Below are 25807 nucleotides of genomic sequence, written 5' to 3'. Positions count from 1 at the left end.
TCCAAGGCTTGCATCATGAGCATCACACTCCTCGGCCCACTCGCTACTGGCGGCAAGAAGCTGCCACTTTATTCATCAAAGGTACCGGCGGGCTTCCCCTCCCCCGCAGCTGACCATATCGAGAAGCACATTTCCCTGCATGAACTGTTCGATATCCGGGCGCCGCACGTGTACCTGGTGCGGATTGACGGGGACAGCATGCAAGGCGCGGGTATTTACTCCGGGGATATGGTGATAGTCGATCGGAGCATCGAAGCGGTCAGTGGCGATATCGTTATCGCCGCGCTAAATTCGGAGCCCTTCTGCAAGCGTCTGCTTCTGCGCGAGAACGCCGCGATTCTCCTATCGGAAAACCCGAAATATCCGGCGAGACATGTCATGGAAGGTGACGAGCTGGTGATCTGGGGAGTCGTGAAATACAGCGTCCGCGATCATGACAATACGTGAGCCTGTCTTCGCGCTGATCGACTGCAACTCGTTTTACGCGAGCTGCGAGCGCGTCTTTAGACCCGACCTCGCCAAGACACCCATCGTGGTGCTGTCGAACAACGACGGCTGTGTGATCGCGCGTAGCTACGACGCCAAGCCTTTCGTAAAAATGGGTCAGCCGTACTTCCAGATCAAAGATCATCTACGCTGGCATGGGATCGTGGCCTTCAGAAGTAACTATGCTCTGTACGGAGACATGAGCGAACGCGTCATGACTATCATAGAATCGATGGTGCCAGCGCTTGAGATCTACAGCATTGATGAAGCATTTGCTGATTTGACTGGCATGCCGGCAGATCTGTCCGCGTTAGGCAGGCACATGCGCTCCACTCTTCTCAAGCACACAGGCATTCCAGTCGGGGTGGGATCGCGCGCACGAAGACACTGGCCAAGTTTGCCAACCACACAGCCAAAGGGCTGCTGGACATCACGGGAGGTGTGGTGGATCTGTGCGATTCGTTCAAACGGGACTGGACATTGCGCAACACCGATGTCGGCGAAGTCTGGGGCATTGGCAAGCGCATGAAGGCTCATCTGGAAACGATGGGCATCAAGACCGCCATGGACTTAGCGAAAGCCGATCCATGGATGCTTCGCCAGAAATTCAGCGTGGTGATCGAGAAGACTGCTCGTGAGCTAGCCGGTACCCCATGTTTGGAACTGGGAGAAGCTGACCCACCGAAGCAGGAAATTTGCTGCAGCCGAATGTTTGGCACGCGACTCACACAGATCGAGCCGATCAAAGAATCCGTCGCTACCTACACCCAGCGCGCAGCGGAAAAACTCCGAGCGCAAAATTCGCTCTGCAAGAAAATCCGCGTCAGCATTCGCACCGGCATGTTCAATCCCGAGGAAGCGAAATATGCGAATGGCGCCTTGGTGGAATTGCCGTACCCGACCAACGACGTACGCCTCATGACGAAGGCTGCGACCGAAGCGGTCAATCGCCTCTTCCGACCGGGCTTCAAGTACAGCAAGGCGGAAGTTCTACTGATGGATCTGCGACAGCCAGGCGAATTCACTGATGACCTGTTCGCGCATTCGCAACCCGTGATGGCGGACAAGGTGATGAGCGTTCTGGATGAGATAAATGGCCGCTGGGGAAAGGGAATGCTGCGTTTAGCCAGCGTGCCTACAGCACCTGAATGGGCGATGCGTAGGGAGCTTATGAGCCAGAGTTATATGACGAAGCTGGATCAGCTGTGGACGGTGAGAGCAAAGTAGCAACCACGAGATGGGCATCTACCGCCGTAGAAACGAGCAGCCTTGAACGGCTGCTTACGGCCAATAGCGGACGTTCGCACGCGACCGCTACCGGCCAAAGGCAGACGCTCAAACTGGCAGGCTAAATGAAACGGTTCGAATACTTACAATTTGCACAGCCTGGATGCTTTCAGCGACTACGCTGTGAGTTCCTTCTGATGAGGTTTCGTTATGACTAATGGAATTTTTCACGTTGATTTTCGTGCAAGCACAGGTGACTACGGCGACGGGCTAGTGGTCGTAAAAGACGGAGCAGTGAACGGCGGTGACGCTCATTATCTATATCAGGGGCGCGTGCCAACTGTATCAGGACCGTTTGAATCCCAATTCGCAGTAGGAAAATGGCGTGATGGGAACACTAATGTGGTGGGTATCGACAACTACACCTTAGCTGCCAAGGGGCGTATCGATTATGAGGCCGGGATCCTGGAACTGGAGGGGGCGGTGGTAGGCGCTCCAAACTTAAAAATCCAGCTGAAGGGTAAAAAAATTCAGGATGCAGTGTAGTTAAGTTGTTGAACGATTCGGAACTGCCGCTCAAACCGGCGGCAGTTTTGAGATTTCCTACTCGTTCGCAAGCGTTGCTCACATCGGGAATCGTTACGTTTTTTTGACGCCAATACGTCAATCAAGCTAGACCGCTCACGCCCCGAACTCCGGCCAAGACACGGCCGGATCGCCTTTTTAGCACGTACAGAACATACCGTGTTGAGGAATCAGTATCGCTGCGCTAGCAAAGGGCTACCACATTTGGTAGCTTTTGGATCCACACCTTGGCAAAAAAATATGTTGTTCGGTGCCAAAGGAATTACGCGTATGGAAAAGGACTATATAAATGCTCCATAGTGGTTACATTAATTTCTTTGACGTAAGTCGTTGCGGGCTTTATAGAATAACAAAAAATAATCCCCAAGGATTAGATATGGCGGAAACATTTGCCGAACTAAAAAAGTGGGTGGATGGAAGAAGCTTCGACGTTACTAACCCGTGGGATCCGAAAACGCACCGAAACAAAACTGCTTGCTATGCTCACAAAATCTACGCGCATCCGACTAATGGCGATTATTTGCTAATACTCTGGAAAGGCGAGAGCGACAAGCAAGGTCCACTCTATGGCATCTCGATCAATCCTGACGGGTCCGTAGATAAAGCCATTAAGCAAACTCAAGTTAATAATAAGAAGCCTACAATATGGGGCAGGCCTTGCTATTATTGGGTGATCCCGGAAATAAACACTGTGGCATCTATAAAATTCGATAACTCGCGTTGCGACGCTCGAATGTTTCAGGACTGGGTGAGTGGTTGCATCACTTACAAAGTACCGCTGCCCAAGTACAAAAGAGTTGAAACGGAAACTGGGCTCGTCCGCATAGAGCTTCCTGTTGAAGCGACATCTGAAACTACTGAAGAACCAGAATATTCGCCTAAGCATATTTATAGTTTTGAAATGGGCCTGCGGAATATTTCGACTGGTTCCGCTCGACTTGCAGAACTTTCAAAAAAAGTAACCCATATTATTCGTCGAGAAACGGTGTCTATAACTAACACTGACCGCCGACAAGGCTGGCATAGGTTGTTTAAAAGGTTTGACGTTCCTTACGTTTCTGCTGACGACCAAACCAAGCGCAGAGTAGAGCTGCGCGTTGAAGCCCGACCAACTTTAGAGGAGATTAAGGCGATTATTGATCAGCACTCCCAAGATCATGATGGTAAGGGCTGGGAAGATACAGGTTTTGTTACAGATAAATCTGGGCAAGTTGTTTGGGCGGGGACATTTCGAATGACGGAAAATATTTCTATCGACGATAATGGTGATGCTATACTCGAAGCGCAAGACCTATATCGAAAGATTTTTGAGAATCGAGATAGGTATATCGCTCCTATTATCAAAGACAATCTGATAGAAAAGACCGGCACAAAATAAACCCATGATAAAACTTATAGCACTGATGGTTTTTGGAGGGATAGCTGGCTGGGCCACATATGCCTTCAAGCTTGAATTCAGCTATTCAGATTTCAAAGATTACGGAAATACTCTTCTTGCTGTGTCAGGCATGGTATTTACGATCATGGGGATCTGGATCGCGTTTATTTATCCCAATGCGATTCTTAGACTTCAAGATCCGGACAAAATAAAAACTGCAGATTTCTCTCGCACGCTTCAGGACACCCGTAGGCTTGAAGCTATTGTAGGGTCGATCATGGCATCTGCATTTGTTGCATGCGCTATAACAGCCGTTTACTTTTGCAAGCTGCTCCTTTCCAAGACGGTTATCGTCATAGCGTATATGGCTGCAATTAAAGCGCTTGGCATTGGGGTGATCGCTTTCTTAACGGCGGTTCAATCTGTAGCTGTATTTTATGTTATTTATTCAAACTATTTATTTATTGAGGATCTTCATGTAAGGCGAGAAACACGAGAAGGTGACAATGATTTTTAGACAATAATCGGATATACGCAGGGATTAGGTTTGTTGCTGAAATGGATCTACTTCCGTTTGATTGATGGTATTGCCCCCGATTTGTAGTCCATTCCGACATGCTATTATTGGTCGGTTTGCGCCGGTCATGTCAGGCAGAACCGGCCAAGAGCAGGCGCTCAATGCGTCTACTTAATCAAGGGCGGTTCAGGGCCAGCCTGCTAAGATCGATGCGTCTACCTCGAGCAAAGGATGTAGTGATGGGAAACTACACTAAAGGACTCACCGAGCGCCGTCATCACACTCAGCTCAGGGAGGGCTACTGCCTGATCTGCGGAACCTTCGGCCCTCTCAGTTGGGATCATGTTCCGCCCCAGGGCAGTATCACGATCACCAAAGTTGAGCAGGCTCACCTGACTGAGGTTATGGGAATCAATTCTGAGCCTGTCATTGGTGTGAAGTCTTCTAACGGTAGTAAGTTCAGAACCATCTGCAAGCATTGCAATAGCTCACATCTCGGTACTAATGACCAAGAGGTTGCGAGGGTCTACAAAGGCATATCAGAGAAGATCAAACACTATTTTTTGAGAGCAGACAGCCCAGTCAATCATGTGCATATGCCGTTTGATGGGATGAGATTTTGCCGTGCAATGGTTGGGCACGTACTCTCAGCAACCACTGTAAAGGATTGCCTGCAAGAGCCTGTGCCTGTTCCCTACTATGCCCCGTTACAAAAGTTTGTCATGGGGGACGATACTGCCACCGATGACACTCATGATTTTTATGTCTGGTTCTATCCGCATCGTAGGCATATGAGCATAAAAATGTTTACTTGCAAAAACCACGGACACATTGCGACCCTCAGCCTCTTGTCATTTTTCCCACTGGCATTTTTGATCACAGAAAAAGGGCAGGGAATCTATCCCTCTGGTGCAGTGCCTGTGAAGCCCACTGACAAAACACTTTACGTGAAACTCGATTCCGGACATTTGCCTTACGCTGCCTTTCCCAATGCTGGTCTGGAGGGTGATCAGATGCTTCTGTTAGATGGTAGTCGGTCGATTGTGAGCTACCCCATCTGAATGCCTATGCTTCTGCATCTCTGAGATAGTCTTTTCACTCACCTAAACGAATGGAAGCTGCTCAAAATTCTTTTTGAAGTGAGCGAAATTCGTGGACGTTGGAAGGCAATTTTTTGGCCGGTAGCGGTCGCCTCCCAACGTCCGCTTTTGGCCGAAAGCGGTCTCTCATGAGCGGCTGCGTTCGGCCAGAAGCGGTCATCCCCGAGCAGCGTTTTTTCGACTTGTACCAGACGCTGCATTCAACTTAAGCAACCCCTTGAATAAGACTGACGACGGCGCCGGGGTAGGGGGACGGTGTTTAAGGGAGGTCAGCTGGGTGCCGGGATTTATTACAGCCAAGGCGATACATTCGCGGGTAACAGCTACAACGAGTCGCTGTCGGTAAACGCTGATGATCAAGCCCTGTATTTGAAAACGTTGGGCATGTCCCACTACGCTGGGCATGATCAAAAGCTATCTCAAGAAGGTGCTGCGGAAGCACTGTGGAGCATCGTCATGACGCCATTGCAACGCGGGAGGTAATCTTTTCTGATCAACCTCAGAGCCATAGTGATGGATTCACGGCGGACGAGCATCGTGTGCTCATTGCCTGGTGTCGATGCCTGCCATCACTTGAGGCGCTTCGAAGCAATCAAGGCATCGAAGGCCTCCCTGCTCGTATGTCCCTCGCGCATACTCGTGACCAAAAAATCCGCATCCAACCCTGCTGGGTCAAAAAACTCTCGGGCATGCCGAACGATGCTCAACCAGAGTTCAAAAGGGACTGCTGTGTTATCACCATTTCTGCATCGATAACTTGGGCGCTGAAGCAACGACGGCGCTCGTAACACTAGGTCGTCACACAGCCGTTGGAAAATTTGGAAGGGTGTCTCGCTCATCCCTATTAGGGAGGGATGGGTGAGGCGGCTGATCGATTGGACAGCTGACTCGGTATCGACCTTGTGCAGATGCGACAGACGTCGGACGTCCGCCTCAAATGCTTCTGCGCCAATTGACTTCACTAGTCGTTCAACAGATTCGAGTTCTGATATGTTGTCACGGCCCAGCGTTCTTACGTGCTGCCCCCTCATTCCTCTCCCGCTGACTAATTCCCTGGTTTCAACGCGCAAGAGACCACTCTGACCCACTGGAATAGCATCGTGGGCATTCGGGAAATTGCTGTTATTCGTCATTGAATGCCAATCGATGTTGTTCCACGTGCGCGTGGTCGCGCTCCCAAGCCTCTAGAAAATCAGTCCAATCATGCCAATAGAATCCTGCCTCCACGCGACCTGCTGGCCCCAGAGCCACCGCGAAGCGGGATCTCCAAGGTTCTGGGATATCTGCTTCCCGGATAATCCAGCACCCTACGGGATGAACCTCCCTAGGCAGCCGAACCAGTTCAGCGTGGTCAAGATGGCAGCCGCTCAATGGAACTTCATGATCAAGTTGTTCAAGCTCATCCAATCGTTCCAGGATCGCTCGTGCGCTTTTATCGCCTGGTACCAGTTCAGCGAGCTGCCATAGCGCCTTCCTTCGTTCTCGTTCTCGTAGCCAGATATCACTCATCACGACGCCTTGGGAGCACGTAAGTACTCTTGGTTAGTTGAATGGGTGCTGCGCAGTTGTCTGTTAGCCTTATACATGGATTGCAAGCCCAGGCTACGCCACACAAGCGAAGGTCGGACGGGAGACAAGGAGATCAGCTTCATAAGTTAGCGGCCTCTCGAATACCGCAACCGAAACGCATGTCCAATCGACATTCGCGGAAATTAACGAACTATGATTCCGTGCTGCGCGAAATCGTTAAGAAGTGTCTTGCGGCTTAGCATTGCAGGTAGCTTGAAGATGTTCCTGTATCCGTACCAAAGCCCCATAGGAATGATCACTAACCCAAGCCCAAATGTGGCCGTAGCAGCAATAATGGCCGCAGGAATTGAGCCGAGCGAGAACACAACACCTTTCAATATTGTCGATCTAGCGATCAATCGGATGTCATCCAGATCGTATTCAACTTTTCCGGCTTTGTTTTCAAAAGCCAGCACCACAATGGTCTTTTTGGAGATTCTCTTGAAAAACCAGGTTCGTGGAGTCTCGGTCGCCATCGCACCGTGAACTTTCAGGTACTTCGGAACGACCACCTGTTTGAAGTAGAATGTTTCTCCATTGACATCCTCAAGTCTCACTCGACTGTAAAGAGCATCAAGATCGCCTTGCGCCTGGACGTCATAATTCTTGATAGTCACGGTTATTTTTTCGAGGTCAGCCATTTTTCATCCTTAAGCGCATCGATTTTCGGCAGGCGCGGCTATCTGAATACCCATCAAACGCTTCGTGATGACGTCGTTCAAGCGGTACATGTTTGGAAAACGAAGTTGGGGTTATTGTCCTTTTCGTCTCCGGTCGGGCTGAGACAGTCGGGGCCTTCAACAATCGTGCTCGCTTGTGATCACGTAATGATCTCCTCCGACACTGCGAACCAGCTTGAAGCCGTCCTTCTCGGCGATACACCGCACGGGAGGTGTCGCGATTGTCATACCGTTTTTCGACACTCCCGATTGGTCGCTGTAGACAAGCGCGACAAAGCGCTCCCCCACTCTCGCGGCGCCGAATAGGAATGCGTCGACACCGACCGACCAGTCGACGTGCTGAGCCCGGACGACTTCTGGAGGCAAGCCTTGTAAGGCGCTCTGGTGTTCCTCGGCCATCCGGCGGTCTCGCGCACAATCACAATTGAACATCTGCTTGATTCTCGACAATTGATGAAACTATACGAACGACGAGCGATTACTCCGACCTGCCTTCCAGTAGGCCCCCAGTACCCAGTGCGATTTAGTTAATAATTGGAGGAATTGAGTGAGCCTCCAACCGCAGTCACGCTGCGTACGCAAACTGTACCCAGGGCTGTGGATGCTGAGCCCGCCGCGTCCTGCCACGCCGCTGATTAGTGCCCCGGCCAGTGCAAGCAAGATCACCGACAGCAGGACGTACAGTTTTATACATCATATGACGTGTAACTGTACATGACAACATGGCTACATCCTCTCTTTTGAGGACATCATCTTGTTGAAGCCAGCACTGGCAGCGGTCGTTCGAGCGGTTCGAGGGAATCTAGGCTTCACTCAGGAAAACCTTGCCCACGCAGCATCGCGCACATACCTGAGCAAAATCGAGAACGCCGAAAGCAGTCCAACTATCGATAAGTTTGTGGAACTCGCGGAGGCTCTCGGCATGAGCCCTTTGGCTTTCATGGCACTCATTCTCTCGACTCATAACAAGACGCCCTCCTCTACTTTGCTCGCAAAGGCCGCCGAGGAATTGGAGGCCCTCCGAGAACGCGTCAGCGACGCTGACATCGCCGCGCATCTCGTTGGAGTTGACCTAGTGAAGCGGCCTGCCGCTCGACCAGTGAATCTGATCAAGCTCCAAAAAGTGCTGGAGTGCAAAGAAATTGGCTTGAGCAAAGCAGAGACCGCCAGGCGGCTCGGGATGAGTCGATCAACCGTGGGGTTTCTTTGGGAGCGGTCGGTGCCAGTGGAAGGCTAAGTCAGAAAAGCTTGCAGCATGCTAGGCCATACCAAGCCCCAGCATAGAATTGCGATGTTCAAAGCAATGTAGGTATTCCAGCTCGGCGGGTAGACCCTTATGCCCATCGACAACAACCAGGTGGGGAACCGAATCCGACCTTGGGCACTTGGGCGTTCAACCTGGTTATTTGCCGGGTCGCTGCGCAGTGGCAATCGGGCGACGGCGATTATGACCTTCATCCTGTCAGCGCGCATGAACAAGCATGATCCGTATGCGCCCCCTCAATTAGCGGGTAGGGTTCGCGTCGCCGGGTTGTAGTAAGCAGTGAATTGCCCGCATGGACATGACACTGAGTCGCCATCGAGCAACGGGTATGCCCGCTAATGGACGCGTTCTCGTTCGACCTCGTCGCCGACATACCCGTACCGGTAGCCGGAGAAACTCAGCGTTCACGCACACTGATTGTTGCCGCAGATCACTGTGTCGGACGTTGCTCTCGGTTGGAAGGCATGTGTGACTTTCCATTACTGAATGTGCATTGCATAGCGGCAAGCCCATTCATCGCTTACTACCTTTTTAATGATGGTCTAACGCACATCCAGATTCAGACGTACCATAATCGACCATCACCACGTCCTTCCAGTCGCCGCTTTTAGCACCGAATTGCTCTCGCAGGAATGTCGAGGGGGAGGAGCTTTGAGGCGCTCCGCCGCGTACTGCCGAGGCAAGGGAATGGCAGCTAGGCGCAAAAGCCGTGCGCAAGGCGCTCGATCACTTCCAATGCTTCTTGGGTGTCAGCATCAACTGGACATTTGTGACCAAGGGCGCGAGCAGGTGTGTTCAGCCACTTTACCGCCTGCGTCTCGTTGCCAAATAAACCAACTGCAGCAGCCAACAGCACGGCATCAATGCCTTCCACTGATCCAGTTGGTTCGGTCTGTCGATTTTGTGCACACAGGTGCTCGCTCTGAGCGATAGCTTCCAGCGGTGCTTGCTCCAAGGTATCGCTGAGATTCACATCCAACTCCGCCGCCCTGGCGAGCAGATCAGCATTGATGCTTAGGCTGACAGACTTCTTGGTGGCTCTAGGGTCGTAAACTGCGGGCATGCTTACCTCCTGAATCACCTTGATCTAAGACTATACATCAGTCTTCAAAACGGTCTCAGCCATCGTTAGCATTTGGCCAGGGAGGCGGTGCTCCCTTAGCGCTCAGAGCCCTGCTGCGACCAGCTCTCGCGCTTCATCGTGCACGAGCGACCCTCTCAGTTGCGAAGTCGCGTTGCAGCAACAGCTTGTCGACACAGTCAATCACACGAGTCGCAGTCCGACCTACGATCCTGACCAGGAAAATCAAACTCAGGTCGCTGATCAAACCGCCCTACAAGCTCAAGCGGGCTGACGCTTATATACGTCAGCTCGACGCCGCTACACGAAGCGTCGGGAGCCCGTGCGACGACCAGCTTTCGCCTTCCAAGGTGCCCTATGCTGGGCAGCGGCAGAGGGCACTACTTCCCAGCAGTCCAACAGCGGATCAACGTGCCGACTCGCCTTCTCAAATGCTCGGGTTTTGCCTTCCTTACGATCAACATACCAATAGCAATAGGTGACGGCGCGAGTGATGGCGACGTAGGCCGTGCGAAGAGCCTCCTGACGTTGCGACGTATCGTACCCGCACGGATCACTACCCCCCATCTGAGCTTGACGGAAGACGTCGTTCTTGGAAGGTGAGGTGGTGGTCATCTCGCAATCTCCCAGCAGAAACACTGCGTCCGCTTGCAGACCTTTGGAGGCATGGTAAGTCAACAGCTTCAAATCCGCTTCGCGCCCTTCTTCCTCCGCTTGGCGGATCAGCCCACTCAGGTATTTCTCCACTGCAGCTTTGGTTCGACCGATTCGGTACAGCACCAAAATCTTCTGGCCAGATTCATAATGGAACGTGGCTTTCTCCCGCAAATGCGTGAAATCCAGATCACGCATCTGCACTGGCACCCTGTTGCCTGTCACCCGAGGGTTTGCCGCTTTACCATTTTTGTTATCAAAGCCCCCAGTACGCTTGACGATGGCTTCCGCTGCATCAATCACCCACTGATGGGAGCGGTGGTTTTCTTGCATGAATACGCGAGTTGTAGCCGGTGCAGGGAAGTACTTGTTGAATTCCACAAAGAACTGCGGAGAGCTGCCGCGCCACCCATATATGCTTTGCCAGTCGTCCCCGACAGCCATCAGAGACGCGTAGGAGCCGGGCCCATCGGTAAGCACGGGTAGGTTTCTGCGCTCTATTTCAGCGAAAGTAGCTCTTACCCAGGAAATAGTGTTTGCCCCGACGTCTTGAAATTCGTCAATCAGTAGGGTCGTCATGGCTTGTAATACGCCGCTGGGTATCGCCCTCAAGTTGGCAGCTCCACGCTCGCCAAACATTGCGAACATCTTGTTGAAGGTCATTACAGGCGGATTCATCGACTCCAATTGCGTGTCTAAAGCACTCCAAAAGATTGCCAACGCTTTAAAGAAATCGACGTCAGGATCGTCGTCCGGTAAATCCATCTGCTTGATAGCGTGGATTACATCGAGGCCAAGGTTTTCGATGAAAGACGCAGCAGAATAAAATGCCTCCAAGATGTATCGCGCAGAGATCTCCCCAGTGACTTTGTACCGGAACTTTGGGCAGGAATTGGCAAGGTTGATCATGGCGTCAACCGATGCACCAGCGTCGGTATAGGTGTTCAAAAAGATGACGGGTTTCGAGCAGAACGCCTGGAACAGAATGCGCTTGTCAGCCACGTCCAAGGTGAGATATGGCCATCGATCAGGATCTAACTTCAGGCTCTTCGGTTCGTCCCCATCCACACCGAGAATCACGTAGGCGCCAATTTGAGGAATGAAGCCATTAAAGTGGAAGGTCTTTCCGAGCAACGTAACGGGCATTCGACTCGGCTGCACGCCTGGAATAGGCCACTTGCCTGCGGCACGCCAAAGCTCTTCGAGTTTTCCGCAAAGGGCGTCATCGATGCCCTCCATCTCTGTGACCTTGTCTTTGCGAGCTTTGGCATCAGGGCTGTCTGCTTCCATGGACTCCAGCATGATGGCGCGCCGCGCAAGCTTAGCGATTAAGTCCTTGAAAACCGGATCACCTTCATACAACGACTGGTAGCATTTGTTCATGAGCGTCAATTGCTCGGGCTTGAGCTTGACCTGAAACATGGAGCCGGCCTTCTCATCATCCTCGCTCTTGAGATCTAGAAACTCAAAAGCCTGTGCCCTTTCGAGGCCAGGAAGGCTTCGAGTAAAGGACAGGATGCGCGAGTGAAACGTCCTGACGATATCCAGCGACTCTTCTTTGGTAATGTCATATTGCCAAAGCTTGAAGACTTCGCGCACCTTGTGCGCGAAGTCCAGTTTCGATTCTCGGGTGAAAGTGATCACCGTAAGACTCTCGAAGCGTATCCCGAGATAGTGATGAAGCACCAAGAGCCTCAGCACCATGGTGGTTGATTTCCCACTCCCCGCCCCCGCGACAACTGAAGTCGTCGGTGTCTTGGAGAGGATCATTTTCCACTGATCTTTTGACGGCTGATGTTCTAACAGCTGGGCAAAGTCATTCCTGATTTCTTGTTCAAGTTCGTCGGTAATTTCAAATGACCAGTTCTTGAAAAGCGTCGGCGGATGCGTCTTCGGCCCACCCGGTTCCTGGCTTGGCCCAGGACGCAGCTCAACGATCAGCTTGCCGTCCTCAAGCCCTTGTTCATGCCCGTCAGCGTACCCTTTTTTAAAGCCTTCCTTTCGACCCTGGGAGCGTCCAGCACGCCAGGACGAGGCTTGTTCAACACCCACCTTGTCTAAGAGCCAGTCGACGATTTTGAGTATCAAGCCCTTGGATACATGCGGATCCGCATCATCCGGCGCAAAGGTGGGCGCGGGTATGGATTTGCTGTTTGATTTCACTGCGAAAAAAGCTCCTGCTCATCAAGCCAGGCCCCAATTGCAGGGCTGCTGGAGGATCCGAAACAAGAGAGCCTACCACCGAGGTGGAAAATTCCTACAACCAAACGCAGAAGCTGATGACCCTCGCCTCTCCCGGCCAAGATCGGGGTTGTCGTTTTGACTTGTCATTCGACCACAGCAAACTGGCGGTGTCGGTAGCCCACGCAAACGAAAAAACCAATCAAAACGTCGTTCGAAGCATCCATGGCGAGCCTATTTTTCCGCCAACACGAATTTCGATCATCGATTTATGTTCATATTGCGGATAGCAGCCAGTGGCTATTATTGGTAGCGTAACGGGATTCACGAGCTTGCTGTCCATGGCACAACCTGCCTAAGTTGGTGTGCTTGCTTCGGTTATCAGCATGTCAAGCGATACAGGGACGTCATGATGCGTATAAATAGCCCATCCAACAAAGGTGGGCCTGCGGCAAGGCAGGGCTTCAAGTATCAAGACCACGTGGCCGTCAGCTTCATTTTCAAGATGCTGCGTGATAGCAACTATATCCAAGTAGAGTGCGAAACCGCCGACGATATCGTGGTCGTATTCCAGTGCGGGGGTCAGCTCGTCAACGAGTACATTCAGGTCAAGACGACTGAGGGTGACCACAAATGGAATATGGACGAGGTGACCGAGCTGGATGGCACCAAAGCAAACTCGTCCCTGCTCCACAAATCGCTGAAGTGCGATGTGCGCCCAGGCCTTGCTCGCTTCCGAATCGTGACCAAGCGCGACGTCGCGAAGATTCTCGACGGTTTCAAAACGGAGCTGGACAAGAGGGTTCTGCCTGACACCACCACAGCCCGAGGCAAAGTTCTGCTGCGGAAATTCAAGACATTCATCTCCCCACAAAATCGGAATTTCGCCTACTGGGCAGAGAACTCCGTCTGGCAGGTCTACGGTGATGTGGAAGCACTGGAAGCGGTCAACATCAAGGCCCTTTCCAAGCTTGCTGAGGATTTCGGGAACCGTCCCAACAATACCCAGATGCAGGCAATTTACGATGATTTCTTGGAGATGGCTGACAAGGCTGCCACGGCCAACGTGAAAACTGCAGCATCGACGAAGATCATTCTGCGGGAACCGGCCCTGGCCCACCTGAAGCAGCTATTAGAGTCGGCTGATGACAAATCAACGGCTACAGCCAAACCCTATAAAAAGCGACCAGATCCCTTCCTTGTCGAGTTTCATGCAAGCACCGAAGAAGGCCTGCTGCACTCATTTTCCGGCTTTGACGTACGCTATGCGCTGAAGGCGTGGCGGCATGATAGTTTTGCTAAACATCTCGTCGAATGGCTCCCGGAATTTTCCCTCAAGGCGAGCGAGATCGTGAACATCCTCGCGCACAATGCCGAAGCCATCTTGGCACGATCCATCAATGCGTTCACCGACAGCGAACTGCCTCGCGACAGGCTGATCGCCGAACTGATCCTCCACGCCATCCTGCGTAGCCGCCAAAACAGCGAGCCTGTCGCGTGCAAGGTCTTTTACAAATCCTCAGGCAAGCTTTCCGAGTTTGGCAACGCTCACATCGTGCAGATACCTGGCCAGGACGATCAGTTATGGCTCGGGCTCGCGCGCCTGATCCAGGCAGGTGCCATGGACGCGACCCTGGCACAGATCTGCGGCGTCCTAAACGCCACCATATCGGAGACGGTGTTGTCGTCGGAACGCGAAATCATTATCAACCTGCGCGAGCCCCTTCACCATCAACCGAAAGCGGACGCCTTCAATCAGGCACTGCACAAAAACTCGCCAGTCGATGACATGATGAACGTCCTCTGCTTTCCCATCCTGTTGACCTACGACAGTCACGCACTCTCGTCAGGTTGGCTCGCTGATTATGTGAACCATCTTAGAAAGGAGATCGAGGCCCACTTCAGCACCTTCACCAAACAGCTGCCACAGAACATCACGCAAGTGAAGGTCATGGTCTTCCTCGTGCCGATGGAAAGCATCGAGAAGCTGATCAATGAATTCAATACCCGGTGCAAAACACTTGGAGAGCTGCAGGCATAAGCTGAGGCCTGTGTTCGATCTGCACGGCTGAAAACACTACAGGGTGAAGGCATGCCGAGCTGGTTGAGCCGGCTTCTGTGAACTCAAGGAACGATGCGGTAATGAACTACGAAACGATCAAGAACAGCCTGGCGAACCTCAGTGATGAAGGCGCTTCAACAGTCGATGTGCTGCTTGCCATCAACGCCATCGTCAACAGAAGCAACGCTGAGTGGGAAGGACGCGACCTGGTGATCCGCGCGCTCGACAAGTTCGCGCTTTTTGACGTAGTCGAACAATCGCTCTTGCTCAACATGGTGCGAGCCGTTGGGCTCTTTCCTTACATCACGCCACATCTAAGCAACATGGCCCTGTCTGACCGCTTGGCTTACGAGGCTCACAGGGTTGAGGGCGTGGAACCAGGCATGGTGTTTCATCACCTTCAGGCCCACGTTTTCAGCTTGATCATGCAGGGCCGAAACGTCGTCTTGAGCGCCTCCACCAGCGTCGGTAAAAGCTTGGTCATCGACGCGGTACTTGCCCAGCGCCGGTTCAAGAAGGTAGTGGTGATCGTTCCTACCATCGCGCTGATTGACGAAACCCGGCGCCGCTTGGTCAAGCGCTTCAGAGACTTCAACCTGATCACACACCCCAGCCAGGAAGCCGTGCCCGACGTCACCAACGTCTATCTCCTGACGCAGGAGCGCGTTATTCAGCGTCCTGATCTGGATGATGTGGAGTTCTTCGTGCTGGACGAATTTTACAAAATCGATTTGGGGGGCGATAAGGATAAGAACACACGCGCCGTCGATCTGAGCTTGGCATTCCATAAGCTCGCAAAGACCGGAGCGCAGTTCTACATGCTCGGGCCGCACATTCAGAAGATCTCTGGGTTGGACGGTTACGAGTACCATTTCATCCCGTCCGACTACAGCACCGTCGCGGTCGATATCCAGAATTTCAATCTGGGCATGCGCTCAGAGGAGCGGACACAGAAACTCCTGGAATTGGTCAGGACGCTGGAGTCCCCTACCCTGATCTACTGTCAGGCGCCGGCAAGCGCAAACAGGGTTGCAGAGTATCTTATCCAGGATGCCGGGTTGGCCCCGGTGCCAGAGACGCAGGAAATTGCTGCATGGATCTCCAAGCATTACCACCCAGAATGGAACGTTGCCAAGGCGATCGCCCTAGGTATCGGAATACACCATGGCGGGGTGCCTCGCGCGCTGCAGCAATACATCGTCAAGCTGTTCAACGAAGGTGTCATCAAGCGAATCATCTGCACATCGACGATGATCGAGGGCGTCAACACCTCGGCTGAGAACGTCATCATTTACGACCGCCGCCTTAAAACGTCGACGTTCGACTACTTTACCTACAAGAACATTTCCGGGCGCGCTGGCCGCATGAACAAATACTTCATCGGCAAGGTGTTTATGCTCGAAGCCCCGCCCATTGAGCAGGGACTGACGGTCGAGTACCCCATCGGCCACCAGGATGAAACCTCACCTATCGGCCTGTTAATGCAACTGGAAAACGAATATCTCACGGACATGTCGAGAGGCCGTCTCCAAGAAGCGTATGCCAACCAGGTGCTGTCACCGGCCACCTTGATCGAAAACCGCCACATCCCTATCGAGCGTCAGGTCGAGGTCGCGAAAACGATCATCACTGACCTTCCAGGCAGCCAGGAATTGTTAGGCTGGAAAGGCATTCCTGAGCCGAACCAACTGAACTACCTATGTGAGCTGGTCTACAGCTTGGAAGGTAAGAACCTGATGGACTATCTGATCTCGTCCAGCTCTCAGTTGGCCTGGCACATCAACGAGCTCCGAAATCAGAAAAACCTGCCGGCCTACCTGAGCGAAGCAATAGAAAATCGGTGGGAGAATGTCTCAGCGAGCGAAGCAATTAACCTGCGCCTGAAATTCATCAGGAACATGGTGTGCTTCAGGTTGCCTCGGGACATCATGGCCATTCACAAAATCCAGGTCGACGTGCTGGAGCGAGAAGGGTACGAACCTGGAGACTTCAGCTTCTTCGCTGAGCAGCTGGAAAACATGTTCCTTGATCCGCTGCTCACCGCACTGGACGAATACGGAATTCCTACCCAGATCTCGACCAAGATCAAGCACCTGATCTTGCCATCGGAGCACCTGAACGATTTGCTGGCAAAACTGCGGTTGCTTGCCCCACGGATGGAGCGCCTCCAGCTCACCAGCTTTGAGAAAGGCCTGATGCAATGGGCGGTCGCTGAAATGTAATGATGGAAGTCAATGGACGTGCGCGGTGTAGTAATGCTCGCGGAGAGTTTGGTCTTCCAGCGTTTGACGAGTTTACCGAATAACCCTAGAAGCGGAACGACAATGCCAAACCAAGTGGTAATCAAAGGTCAACGTTTTTCATCCCAGACGGAGGCGGAGCGCTTTTTTTATGCAATGCGTGACAAAAATCTCGTTAGCGGTGGAGATATTCAAGGTTCCATTGAATTCGATCTGCTCGAAGACCTGTACGTCCGATATTGCCAAGCGACCAACTGGCTAACACCAGGACATCCTATTGCCTTTTACGCGCGCACTATAGCGCGTGGGGTTGGCCCCCACGGTGGCACTACGCAAGGCTTTGTCGTGAAGTTCAATGATGGTAGCGAGCAGGAGTTTTCCATAAAGAAGGCCGTTAGGGCTGTGGCAACGTAATTACTATTAACGATCCGAAATTGAAAAGTATAAATTACGAGCGCCGCTCCTCAACAGTCTCCTATAAAATATGAGCTCGTGGACATGATAAGCAAGATCGAAGTAGATGAAAGAGTAATTAGCCTAAACCTTGCACCTGAAGGCACACCAAATATCTTTGACGTCGATTCAATATCGCTAATTATCGGAAATAACGGTTCTGGCAAAACATCCATATTCAGAAAAATAATTAGAAAATTTCTTCCCTCATCCAGAAGAGACCCTTATTGCTGCGACATCTATCTAGATAACGGAAAAAGCTTGTCGTTCGCAGAAATGCGCAGCAAGTGGGGAGTAATTTATTACGCACCAATACAATCAGGTCGCCGCCCTCATGCAACTAGAAACTTCGTGGATATATCGCCAAAATGGGGCGAATCACTTTCAGCATTTGATTTACGCCCTCACGCAGACATTCTCGCAGAATTCAATATTTCCCCTAAGATATATGCTGTAAGCAGAATAAATGTAAGGGAAGTATGCAAATCCCTTGTGGACATTCTGCTGGTACGACCTTACCCGAATAAAGAGGACATTCCCACTTCGTTTATGGATATATTTCCCGAGCTATTTAACCTTCTAGACGAGGGTCGTCCAATCAAATCGCTCATGACATTAGAATCCATCACCTCAATTGAGTCAATGGAAGCCCAGGAGCAACACCAATTAGAACAAGAAAGATCTAAAAAAAAGATTATTGACGATTCCGCAGGCAAGCTTTATCGCCGACTTGCTTCCCAAGCCACAACCGAACATAAACTATTTGCCCTACTTGCTGTAATCAACCATCTTATTAAAAACATCCAAAAAAATGAAAAAGTCATACGCTTCATAATTTTTGATGCCATGGGATTACGTGACCGGTGGTTCTTGGGTGATCAGCCCCCAAGGACAGCAGAGTGTCTAGGCGACATAGAATCCCTTGAATTCTTCATGAAACAACGCTCTGCAGAAATCAAACTTGGCAGTTTAGCGTATTCGGAAATCGCCCTAGAGCCATTTGAAGACTCATCCATTTTAAAACCATCAAATCTTGATCGTTTTTTCGATGTTGGCTTCCAAAATATGAGCTCAGGACAATTTGCTGTTATTGCGCAACTTGCACTCATTTCTGAGACAGTAGCATCATATTCAAAAAAAGGACTGAAGAAAATTCTACTCTTGATTGACGAAGGGGATGCGTTCTTGCATCTAGAATGGCAGCGCAAGTACATAGAGCAACTAAATCGAATGTTATCAAGCTTAAAAAAAAGAGAAGGAATTGTGTCTCTTCAGTTGATCATTGCCACACACTCACCCTTGCTTGCAACTGATATTCCTAAGCATTTCGTTTGCCGAATGGAATGTCTTGGTGAGAGTGATGCACCCAGCGCATTTGCGGCTCCTTTACACACGTTGCTTACTCATTCCTTCGGCGCCAAGACCATTGGAGAATTCGCATCTGCAAAGATAAAGTCCGCAGTCGAATCCATAAAATCAGGGCATGTAAGTGAAATTGATAGATTCGTGATTGAAAGCATCGACAACCCCATCATTAAGGCCGAGGTGCTCAATATAACAAATCGTCATGGAGGTGGAAATTGATAGCTGCTATACGTGATAACTGGAAAGCAGCAGAAGATGACCACGCCAAATATCACAACAAGATCATTCAGGACTTTATTGATTCTCAATTCAATGAGTGCGGGCCTAAAAAACCGGCATTTTATTTTGTATACAGCACAAGAGAGCTCATAGTTTCCTCCAAGCTTTCAGACTTGCTGAAAAGCATTGCAATTCTAGAATGCTACTCTAAAGAATTAGGTGACCGTAAAACTCTCTTCATAGAAGAGCTTGCGCAAATATTTAATTACGACAAATTTATCAGCAAATATGGGCAATGGAATGCTTATGCATTATGCAAAAAATCCAAGACAAGAATCTGTCCATATTGCAACCATGCCTATGCGTTCACCATAAAAACTAAGGGAGGCTCATTCCGACCTACGCTGGATCACTTCTTTTATAAGGATCAATATCCGCACCTTGCGTTAACCCTATACAATCTCGTTCCAAGCTGCTCAAGTTGCAACTCCAGCCTAAAAGGAAAGAAAGACTTTTTCAAAAGCCCGCACCTGAACCCGCTATTTGATGACGAACAAATTAAATTCCAACTCTCCAACTCAGGAAACCCTGCTGGTCTTTCTGATGCTATCACTGGCGACAGCGATAAAGTAAAAATCATTGCATGCGCCCCGGACGAGTGTGAAAAATCTCAGAATTCTCTCAAGACGTTCATAGTGAATGAACGGTATGACATACTGTTGATGGAAGCCATTGACTTCTTCATCGCGAAAAGAAATCTTGAAGAAGCCAAGATAAACACGCAACTGGGCCTTTCGTTTAATGAGTCCGAACTATTGAGATTTGATCGCACCAACTACAACAAATATCTACTCGGAAAAATGTTTGCTGATATCTATGATTCATTCTGAATCTATAATGCTTTGATATTTTTAAAGTTCAAGCTTTACGACATCCCCGATATCGTCAAGCCGGAGCTCGGCGTTCGATCACCGAGAGCAGCAGAACGAAGGTCGCTCGGGAATGCAACCAGCTGCCATAACTCGCCCCGTCACCACCTACTGCAGCGGTAGGCGTGGACAGGGCTCTGAGGCTGGTGGGGTATGAGATTTACCGCTTCGGTGCTTCCGAGCTTCTGGAGCCCAATGCCGAAGAGGTGCTGATTGGGTTCTATCGCTCGCTGTTTGAGCGGTACTCGTTGCACGGCGCCATGACTCAGGGCTTTCCCCGCACTAGCGCGGGCGCGATCAGACGCTTGTCTGGACTGCTAGCCAGGCACAGGCACAGGCACAGGTCATCATGGGAGGGGGGTAAACCAAAAAAATGACCTGTAAAGCATGGAGGTTTACAGTGCATTTTTTGAGTTTACAGCTTGATCTTACTGGGCCCGATGGGCGTCCTGATTGACCGTTATGAATGACGTAAAGCCATGCCGTGCGAACTAGCGCACATAGGCATCAGCCGATACCGTTCGAACCGGCCAGAGACTAAGCTGCAGCAGGCCAAACGGTGAAAACGCCGATCACCACGCCATGGGCGGGTGACCGACAATTCACACGATCAAATCAGCCTCTTGGTGGGAAGAAACCATATCTCCCAATCTTTTTGCTTTTCGTGAAATGCTGATAATTCATATGAGGGATGAGTGCCTTATCAGGCACCTTGTTCTCAAATATAATCACTTGAGAATCTTTGATGGAGCAGCAGCTCTGGGTCTACCTGCAAGGGTCGGGAGGGGCTGGTGGGATCGAGGATTATGGGACTGCGTGGGTTGTGGGATGGCAGGCTGTCCATCGTCTTGAGGAAAAATGGACAATGGACAAAAAATCTCAAACAGCTGATTTGTATAGGTTTTGCATGTCCATTCAGAACCTAAGTTCACACGTACAGAACTTCGACAAAACCATCGTCTCGATCCCGACCTGGCGGCTGATGTCCGAGTCGTTCAAGAACTGGCGCGGCATGCAGCAGTCCGGCGGTCGGCGGATCAAGCGCAGCCTGTTCATCGATGCCAGCGGCGTGCGCTTCATCCGCGACGACGAGGAAGAAAAGCTCTCCCAGGTGCACCTGCTGACCGACTATATGGGCCGCAAGAAAGCCGAGCTCAAGGCCTGGAACGAAGCGCAGGGCAATGTCGCGGCCATGTCAGCCAACCGCCGCCGCATGACCAACATCGGCACTTTCCGCGCCTATGCGCTGGCGTATCTGAAGAGCCACCCGGAGATTCAGCCGAACATGACCTGCATGGTCCGGCAGATGCAGACCACCGCGCAGGGCATTCCGCTGGAAATCTACTGCTTCACCCGCACCACGGTGTGGGCCGATTACGAGCGGATTCAGGGGGATATTTTCGATTACCTGCTGGCGGTGTTGCCGGAGTTTGGCTTGAGTCTGTATCAACAGCCGAGTGGCGGGGATTTGCGTGCGGGGTTGTTGCCGGCGGTACTGGGCTCGGCGAGTATTCCGGAGCCGGAAAAACACCTGATGTAACCCAAAGATCCAATGTGGGAGCGAGCCTGCTCGCGAATGCAATGTGTCAGTCGACCCATACTTATCTGACCCAACGCCTTCGCGAGCAGGCTCGCTCCCACAGGGGTTATGCGGCGGCCGGAGATTTACGGATGCCCAACCGACTGATCCACACAGCCGCCAGAATCACACCCCCGCCAAGGAACAATCTCCCCAGTTCCTCATGCTGATTCCAGATCAGCAGATTCAACAACAATCCCACCGGCACATGCAGGTTGTTCATCACCGCCAGTGTGCCGCCGTTGACCATGCATGCACCTTTGTTCCACCAGTACAGACCCAGCGCCGTCGACACCAGTCCGAGAACCAGCAACACCGCCCATTGCAGCGGCGCTTCCGGCAGGAAGTTCGACTTGCCGAACAACAGGAACGCTGGCAGCACAACCACCAATGCACCGAGGTAGAAATAACCGAAGCGGCGGTAATGCGGCAGATCACTCGGATGCTTCGCCACCAGATGCTTGTACAGGACCTGCCCGGCGGCATAAGTGAAGTTGGCCAGTTGCAGCAGCAGGAAGCCCATGAAGAAGTCGGGACTGATGCTGTCGAAGCGAATCACCGCCGCACCGCCGACTGCCACTAGCGCAGCAACCAATGCCCACGGATTAAAGCGGCGGTTCAGCGCGTCTTCGATCAACGTCACGTGCAGCGGCGTGAGAATGGTGAACAGCAACACCTCCGGCACCGTCAGCACACGGAAGCTCAGGTAAAGGCAGACGTAAGTCACACCGAACTGCAACGCGCCGATCAGCAACATGCCACGCATGAACGCCGGCTCCACCGAACGCCAGCGGGTCAGCGGAATGAACACCAGCCCCGCCAGCACCACACGCACCAGCACCGCGAAGTAACTGTCGACATGCCCGGCCAGGTATTCGCCGATCAGACTGAAGGAAAACGCCTGGATCAGCGTCACGAAAAGTAGATAGCCCATGTTCGCCTCGAAATCGAATGGCGGCGACGATAGCGGTTTTTGCCGCTCACTGCGAATAGCCGGAAACACAAAAATAACCGGTAGGAGCGAGGCTCCTCGCGAAGGCAGCGAGTCAGACGGCAGATACTTTTCTGAGACACCGCTTTCGCGAGCAGGCTCGCTCCCACAACGAGCTATGTGTTTTTCGTTAAATCGCAGACAAAAAAAAGCCCGATCTCGCTAAAGCGTTCAATCGGGCTACAGCACTCAGGAGCAAAAGTGCAAAGGGAGGTTCGATGCGCGTGGAACCTTGAAGGGGTTGCGCCAGGTCACTAGACCATCCAGCGATTATCTGGCGATTAACCGATCAAGCGACCTGAGACAGTTTGGCGTTGGCCTGATTCAGGCCCTTCTCCTGGAAGTCACCGCCCAGGTTCATGCCCTCGGCATGGATAAAGGTCACGTCGTTGATGCCGATGAAACCCATCACCTGGCGCAGGTACGGTTCCTGATGATCCGCAGGACCACCGGCATACACACCACCGCGAGCAGTCAGGACAAAGGCGCGCTTGCCGTTGAGCAGACCTTGCGGACCGGTTTCGGTGTACTTGAAGGTCACCCCGGCGCGCAGCACATGATCGAGCCAGGCCTTGAGCGTGCTCGGGATCGCAAAGTTGTACATCGGTGCGGCCATCACCAGCACGTCGGCGGCAAGCAGCTCATCAGTCAATTGGTTGGAGCGGTCCAGCGACGCCTGTTCGCTGTCGTTGCGCTGTTCGGCGGGCTTCATCCAGCCGCCCAGCAAGTTGGCGTCCAGATGCGGCACCGGGTTCGCGGCGAGGTCACGCACGGTGATCTGATCGGCAGGGTGCGCGGCTTTCCACTGAGCGATGAAGGTCTGGGTCAGTTGACGGGAAACCGAGTCTTGCTGGCGGGCACTGCTTTCGATGATCAGAACGCGGGACATGGTGTGTAGCCTCCATCCGAGAATGTTGTAAGTCGATGGAGTGAAGGTTAAACAGAGTCTAATCGATGAAAAAGCGCAAATATCCGCTGTAATCCATCGATAAATTCGTTTATAAGCTAAACCCATATCCCCTGTGGGAGCGAGTCTGCTCTCGAAAGCGGAATGTCAGTCACATCATCTCTGGATGACACTCCGTCTTCGCGAGCAGGCTCGCTCCCACAATGGAACCCAAGGTGTTCAGAGTACCGAGCTTATTTCGGGGTGCAGGTCAGTTTGATGCGCAGCTTGATGATCTCTCGGGTGAACTTGGCCGTGGCGTTTTTATGCTTGCCCGCCGGCACATCGATGCTGCGCGTGCGTGGTGCTTCCGGGCCGTTGCTGAACACCGCACGGCAGGTCGCGTCGACATCACCGTAGTTGGCCACGCGGATCGAGCCGATGTCGTTGTCCGTGTCGTAAGTCTCGTAGTCGATCTTCATGCCGTTGAGATCCTTTTGCACATCGATCGGATAGGCAAACGCGGTCAACGGCAGCAGCGCCAGCACCACACAACAGAATTTTTTCATTCGGCAGTCTCCATGAGGGACGGCCAGCTTAGGACAAGAGGAGCTATTGATGAAAGCGCCCCGCGTGACCCTTGATCAATGGCGAACGTTGCAGGCCGTGGTCGACCACGGCGGATTCGCCCAGGCCGCCGAGGCCCTGCACCGTTCGCAATCGTCGGTGAGCTACACCGTCGCCCGCATGCAGGATCAGCTCGGTGTGCCGTTGCTGCGCATCGACGGGCGCAAAGCTGTGCTCACCGAAGCCGGCGGCGTATTGCTGCGCCGTTCGCGGCAATTGGTCAAACAGGCCAGCCAATTGGAAGACCTCGCCCATCACATGGAGCAAGGCTGGGAAGCTGAAGTGCGGCTGGTGGTCGATGCGGCCTACCCGAGCGCGCGGATCGTCCGTGCCCTGACCGCGTTCATGCCGCAGAGTCGCGGCTGCCGCGTGCGTCTGCGCGAGGAAGTGTTGTCGGGCGTCGAGGAAGTGCTGCTCGAAGGCGTGGCGGATCTGGCCATCACCGGCCTGAGCATTCCGGGCTACCTGGGTGCGGAATTGAGCGATGTCGAGTTCGTCGCCGTTGCCCACCCTGATCACCCGCTGCATCGGCTCAACCGCGAGCTGAGCTTTCAGGATCTGGAAACCCAGATGCAAGTGGTGATCCGCGACTCCGGCCGCCAGCAGCCGCGCGATGTCGGCTGGCTCGGCGCCGAACAGCGCTGGACCGTCGGCAGCCTCGCCACCGCCGCGACCTTTGTCAGCAGCGGCCTGGGCTTTGCCTGGCTACCGCGGCACATGATCGACCGGGAATTGAAGGATGGTTCGCTCAAGCTGCTACCGTTGGACCGAGGCGGCAGCCGCAATTCGAGTTTCTATCTGTATTCAAACAAGGACAAACCCCTGGGCCCGGCCACGCAAATCCTTATCGAACTGCTGCGCACCTTCGACACCTTGCCGCTGGACGCACCGTTTGCCGCCCCCGAACAAGCCTGACACGGAGTTCACCGATGGCGTATTTCGAGCACGAAGGTTGCAACCTGCACTACGAGGAATATGGCCACGGTGCGCCGTTGCTGCTGGTTCACGGGCTCGGCTCGAGCACCCTGGACTGGGAAATGCAGATCCCCGCGCTGGCCGCGCACTACCGGGTGGTCGTCCCGGACATACGCGGCCACGGGCGCTCGGACAAACCCCGCGAACGCTACAGCATTGCCGGGTTCAGCGCCGACCTGCTCGCCCTGATCGAGCACCTGCGCCTCGGCCCGGTGCACTACGTCGGGCTGTCGATGGGCGGGATGATCGGTTTTCAGCTGGCTGTCGATCAGCCGCAAGCGCTCAAGAGCCTGACCATCGTCAACAGCGCGCCACAGGTCAAATTGCGCAGCCGCGATGATTATTGGCAGTGGTTCAAACGCTGGAGCCTGATGCGCCTGCTCAGCCTGGAAACCATCGGCAAAGCCCTCGGCAGCAAACTTTTCCCCAAGCCGGAACAGGCCGATCTGCGACGGAAAATGGCCGAACGCTGGGCAAAAAACGACAAACGTGCTTATCTCGCCAGCTTCGATGCGATCGTGGGCTGGGGCGTTCAGGAACGACTTTCCCGGGTGTCCTGTCCAACGCTCGTCATCAGCGCCGACCGTGACTACACACCGGTGGCGTTAAAGGAAACCTATGTAAAACTGCTGCCGGATGCGCGGCTGGTGGTCATTGACGACTCGCGCCATGCCACCCCGCTCGATCAACCCGAACGCTTCAATCACACGCTGCTGGATTTTCTCGCCACAGCCGACCTTCACTCTCAGGATCACTGAC

General features: G+C 52.6%; 21 protein-coding genes and 3 pseudogenes. 16 read left to right on the top strand and 8 right to left on the bottom strand.

The window, feature by feature from the left end; genetic code table 11:
* Positions 1-15 precede the first annotated feature (15 nt).
* From umuD to D8U82_RS09345, 6 genes and pseudogenes are all read left to right on the top strand, one after another.
* A complete protein-coding gene (gene umuD / locus D8U82_RS09370) occupies positions 16-447 on the top strand; it encodes a translesion error-prone DNA polymerase V autoproteolytic subunit (protein WP_130902093.1) in 432 nt (143 codons plus the stop codon).
* A pseudogene (gene umuC, locus D8U82_RS09365) lies at positions 434-1713 on the top strand (translesion error-prone DNA polymerase V subunit UmuC). The gene umuD and the pseudogene umuC overlap by 14 nt, the downstream one beginning before the upstream one ends.
* A gap of 210 nt (positions 1714-1923) precedes the next feature.
* Positions 1924-2259: a GrlR family regulatory protein gene (locus tag D8U82_RS09360; protein ID WP_130902092.1), complete on the top strand. Its 336-nt coding sequence runs from the start codon at positions 1924-1926 to the stop codon at positions 2257-2259.
* Positions 2260-2587: 328 nt separating this feature from the next.
* Positions 2588-3676 carry a hypothetical protein gene (locus D8U82_RS09355; protein WP_130902091.1) on the top strand — a complete coding sequence of 363 codons (1089 nt, stop codon included), beginning with the start codon at positions 2588-2590 and terminating at the stop codon, positions 3674-3676.
* A gap of 4 nt (positions 3677-3680) precedes the next feature.
* Complete coding sequence (locus tag D8U82_RS09350; protein ID WP_130902090.1) at positions 3681-4193, top strand: hypothetical protein; 513 nt, start codon at positions 3681-3683, stop codon at positions 4191-4193.
* A 239-nt stretch (positions 4194-4432) separates the two neighbouring features.
* Positions 4433-5254 carry a metal-binding protein gene (locus tag D8U82_RS09345; protein WP_130902089.1) on the top strand — a complete coding sequence of 274 codons (822 nt, stop codon included), beginning with the start codon at positions 4433-4435 and terminating at the stop codon, positions 5252-5254.
* 1161 nt (positions 5255-6415) lie between these two features.
* Here the strand turns inward: D8U82_RS09345 and D8U82_RS28090 are convergent.
* The 3 genes from D8U82_RS28090 to D8U82_RS09325 all read right to left on the bottom strand — a co-directional run bounded on the left by D8U82_RS28090 (position 6416) and on the right by D8U82_RS09325 (position 7941).
* Positions 6416-6802, bottom strand: a complete 387-nt coding sequence (locus D8U82_RS28090; RefSeq protein WP_177434125.1) for a hypothetical protein — start codon at positions 6800-6802, stop codon at positions 6416-6418.
* A gap of 203 nt (positions 6803-7005) precedes the next feature.
* Positions 7006-7503, bottom strand: coding sequence for a hypothetical protein (locus D8U82_RS09330; protein ID WP_130902088.1), 498 nt, complete (start codon positions 7501-7503; stop codon positions 7006-7008).
* Positions 7504-7659: 156 nt separating this feature from the next.
* Complete coding sequence (locus D8U82_RS09325) at positions 7660-7941, bottom strand: hypothetical protein (protein ID WP_130902087.1); 282 nt, start codon at positions 7939-7941, stop codon at positions 7660-7662.
* 355 nt (positions 7942-8296) lie between these two features.
* On the opposite strand from D8U82_RS09325, the gene D8U82_RS09320 reads away from it, so the two are divergent.
* Positions 8297-8779, top strand: a complete 483-nt coding sequence (locus D8U82_RS09320; RefSeq protein WP_241668049.1) for a helix-turn-helix transcriptional regulator — start codon at positions 8297-8299, stop codon at positions 8777-8779.
* 99 nt (positions 8780-8878) lie between these two features.
* Positions 8879-9037, top strand: a pseudogene (locus D8U82_RS09315) (transposase); the annotation flags it as partial.
* A 463-nt stretch (positions 9038-9500) separates the two neighbouring features.
* Here the strand turns inward: D8U82_RS09315 and D8U82_RS09310 are convergent.
* Both D8U82_RS09310 and D8U82_RS09305 read right to left on the bottom strand, forming a co-directional pair.
* Complete coding sequence (locus D8U82_RS09310; protein ID WP_130902086.1) at positions 9501-9869, bottom strand: type II toxin-antitoxin system CcdA family antitoxin; 369 nt, start codon at positions 9867-9869, stop codon at positions 9501-9503.
* A gap of 318 nt (positions 9870-10187) precedes the next feature.
* On the bottom strand, positions 10188-12704 hold the full coding sequence (locus D8U82_RS09305; protein WP_130902085.1) for a UvrD-helicase domain-containing protein: 2517 nt from the start codon (positions 12702-12704) through the stop codon (positions 10188-10190).
* Between the two features lie 430 nt (positions 12705-13134).
* On the opposite strand from D8U82_RS09305, the gene D8U82_RS09300 reads away from it, so the two are divergent.
* The 6 genes and pseudogenes from D8U82_RS09300 to D8U82_RS09270 form a co-directional block, all read left to right on the top strand.
* A complete protein-coding gene (locus tag D8U82_RS09300; RefSeq protein WP_130902084.1) occupies positions 13135-14763 on the top strand; it encodes a dsDNA nuclease domain-containing protein in 1629 nt (542 codons plus the stop codon).
* Positions 14764-14864: 101 nt separating this feature from the next.
* Positions 14865-17006: a DEAD/DEAH box helicase gene (locus D8U82_RS09295; RefSeq protein ID WP_130902083.1), complete on the top strand. Its 2142-nt coding sequence runs from the start codon at positions 14865-14867 to the stop codon at positions 17004-17006.
* Positions 17007-17108: 102 nt separating this feature from the next.
* Positions 17109-17438: a hypothetical protein gene (locus tag D8U82_RS09290; RefSeq protein ID WP_130902082.1), complete on the top strand. Its 330-nt coding sequence runs from the start codon at positions 17109-17111 to the stop codon at positions 17436-17438.
* 84 nt (positions 17439-17522) lie between these two features.
* Positions 17523-19061, top strand: coding sequence for an AAA family ATPase (locus D8U82_RS09285; RefSeq protein ID WP_130902081.1), 1539 nt, complete (start codon positions 17523-17525; stop codon positions 19059-19061).
* Positions 19058-19951: a hypothetical protein gene (locus D8U82_RS09280; protein WP_130902080.1), complete on the top strand. Its 894-nt coding sequence runs from the start codon at positions 19058-19060 to the stop codon at positions 19949-19951. Before D8U82_RS09285 ends, D8U82_RS09280 begins: the two co-directional genes overlap by 4 nt.
* Positions 19952-20924: 973 nt before the next feature.
* A pseudogene (locus tag D8U82_RS09270) lies at positions 20925-21530 on the top strand (mechanosensitive ion channel family protein); the annotation flags it as partial.
* A gap of 106 nt (positions 21531-21636) precedes the next feature.
* Here D8U82_RS09270 and D8U82_RS09265 read toward each other — a convergent pair.
* From D8U82_RS09265 to D8U82_RS09255, 3 genes are all read right to left on the bottom strand, one after another.
* Positions 21637-22503, bottom strand: coding sequence for a carboxylate/amino acid/amine transporter (locus tag D8U82_RS09265; protein WP_125925319.1), 867 nt, complete (start codon positions 22501-22503; stop codon positions 21637-21639).
* A 346-nt stretch (positions 22504-22849) separates the two neighbouring features.
* A complete protein-coding gene (locus D8U82_RS09260; RefSeq protein WP_073472882.1) occupies positions 22850-23449 on the bottom strand; it encodes an FMN-dependent NADH-azoreductase in 600 nt (199 codons plus the stop codon).
* Between the two features lie 251 nt (positions 23450-23700).
* Positions 23701-24015: a hypothetical protein gene (locus D8U82_RS09255; RefSeq protein WP_016771198.1), complete on the bottom strand. Its 315-nt coding sequence runs from the start codon at positions 24013-24015 to the stop codon at positions 23701-23703.
* Between the two features lie 49 nt (positions 24016-24064).
* On the opposite strand from D8U82_RS09255, the gene D8U82_RS09250 reads away from it, so the two are divergent.
* Positions 24065-24988: a LysR family transcriptional regulator gene (locus D8U82_RS09250; protein WP_016771199.1), complete on the top strand. Its 924-nt coding sequence runs from the start codon at positions 24065-24067 to the stop codon at positions 24986-24988.
* 14 nt (positions 24989-25002) lie between these two features.
* On the top strand, positions 25003-25806 hold the full coding sequence (locus tag D8U82_RS09245) for an alpha/beta hydrolase (protein ID WP_130902078.1): 804 nt from the start codon (positions 25003-25005) through the stop codon (positions 25804-25806).
* Position 25807: the final 1 nt, after the last annotated feature.

The sequence above is a fragment of the Pseudomonas sp. Sample_23 genome (assembly GCF_004307595.1).
Taxonomy (GTDB): Bacteria; Pseudomonadota; Gammaproteobacteria; order Pseudomonadales; family Pseudomonadaceae; genus Aquipseudomonas; species Aquipseudomonas atacamensis.
This window is presented reverse-complemented; position numbering and strand designations above follow the sequence as displayed.

Coding starts and splice junctions, on each gene's coding strand:
- umuD (WP_130902093.1), top strand. CDS start 16: ATGAGCATCACACTCCTCGGCCCACTCGCTACTGGCGGCAAGAAGCTG.
- D8U82_RS09360 (WP_130902092.1), top strand. CDS start 1,924: ATGACTAATGGAATTTTTCACGTTGATTTTCGTGCAAGCACAGGTGAC.
- D8U82_RS09355 (WP_130902091.1), top strand. CDS start 2,588: ATGCTCCATAGTGGTTACATTAATTTCTTTGACGTAAGTCGTTGCGGG.
- D8U82_RS09350 (WP_130902090.1), top strand. CDS start 3,681: ATGATAAAACTTATAGCACTGATGGTTTTTGGAGGGATAGCTGGCTGG.
- D8U82_RS09345 (WP_130902089.1), top strand. CDS start 4,433: ATGGGAAACTACACTAAAGGACTCACCGAGCGCCGTCATCACACTCAG.
- D8U82_RS28090 (WP_177434125.1), bottom strand. CDS start 6,802: ATGAGTGATATCTGGCTACGAGAACGAGAACGAAGGAAGGCGCTATGG.
- D8U82_RS09330 (WP_130902088.1), bottom strand. CDS start 7,503: ATGGCTGACCTCGAAAAAATAACCGTGACTATCAAGAATTATGACGTC.
- D8U82_RS09325 (WP_130902087.1), bottom strand. CDS start 7,941: ATGGCCGAGGAACACCAGAGCGCCTTACAAGGCTTGCCTCCAGAAGTC.
- D8U82_RS09310 (WP_130902086.1), bottom strand. CDS start 9,869: ATGCCCGCAGTTTACGACCCTAGAGCCACCAAGAAGTCTGTCAGCCTA.
- D8U82_RS09300 (WP_130902084.1), top strand. CDS start 13,135: ATGCGTATAAATAGCCCATCCAACAAAGGTGGGCCTGCGGCAAGGCAG.
- D8U82_RS09295 (WP_130902083.1), top strand. CDS start 14,865: ATGAACTACGAAACGATCAAGAACAGCCTGGCGAACCTCAGTGATGAA.
- D8U82_RS09290 (WP_130902082.1), top strand. CDS start 17,109: ATGCCAAACCAAGTGGTAATCAAAGGTCAACGTTTTTCATCCCAGACG.
- D8U82_RS09285 (WP_130902081.1), top strand. CDS start 17,523: ATGATAAGCAAGATCGAAGTAGATGAAAGAGTAATTAGCCTAAACCTT.
- D8U82_RS09265 (WP_125925319.1), bottom strand. CDS start 22,503: ATGGGCTATCTACTTTTCGTGACGCTGATCCAGGCGTTTTCCTTCAGT.
- D8U82_RS09260 (WP_073472882.1), bottom strand. CDS start 23,449: ATGTCCCGCGTTCTGATCATCGAAAGCAGTGCCCGCCAGCAAGACTCG.
- D8U82_RS09255 (WP_016771198.1), bottom strand. CDS start 24,015: ATGAAAAAATTCTGTTGTGTGGTGCTGGCGCTGCTGCCGTTGACCGCG.
- D8U82_RS09250 (WP_016771199.1), top strand. CDS start 24,065: ATGAAAGCGCCCCGCGTGACCCTTGATCAATGGCGAACGTTGCAGGCC.
- D8U82_RS09245 (WP_130902078.1), top strand. CDS start 25,003: ATGGCGTATTTCGAGCACGAAGGTTGCAACCTGCACTACGAGGAATAT.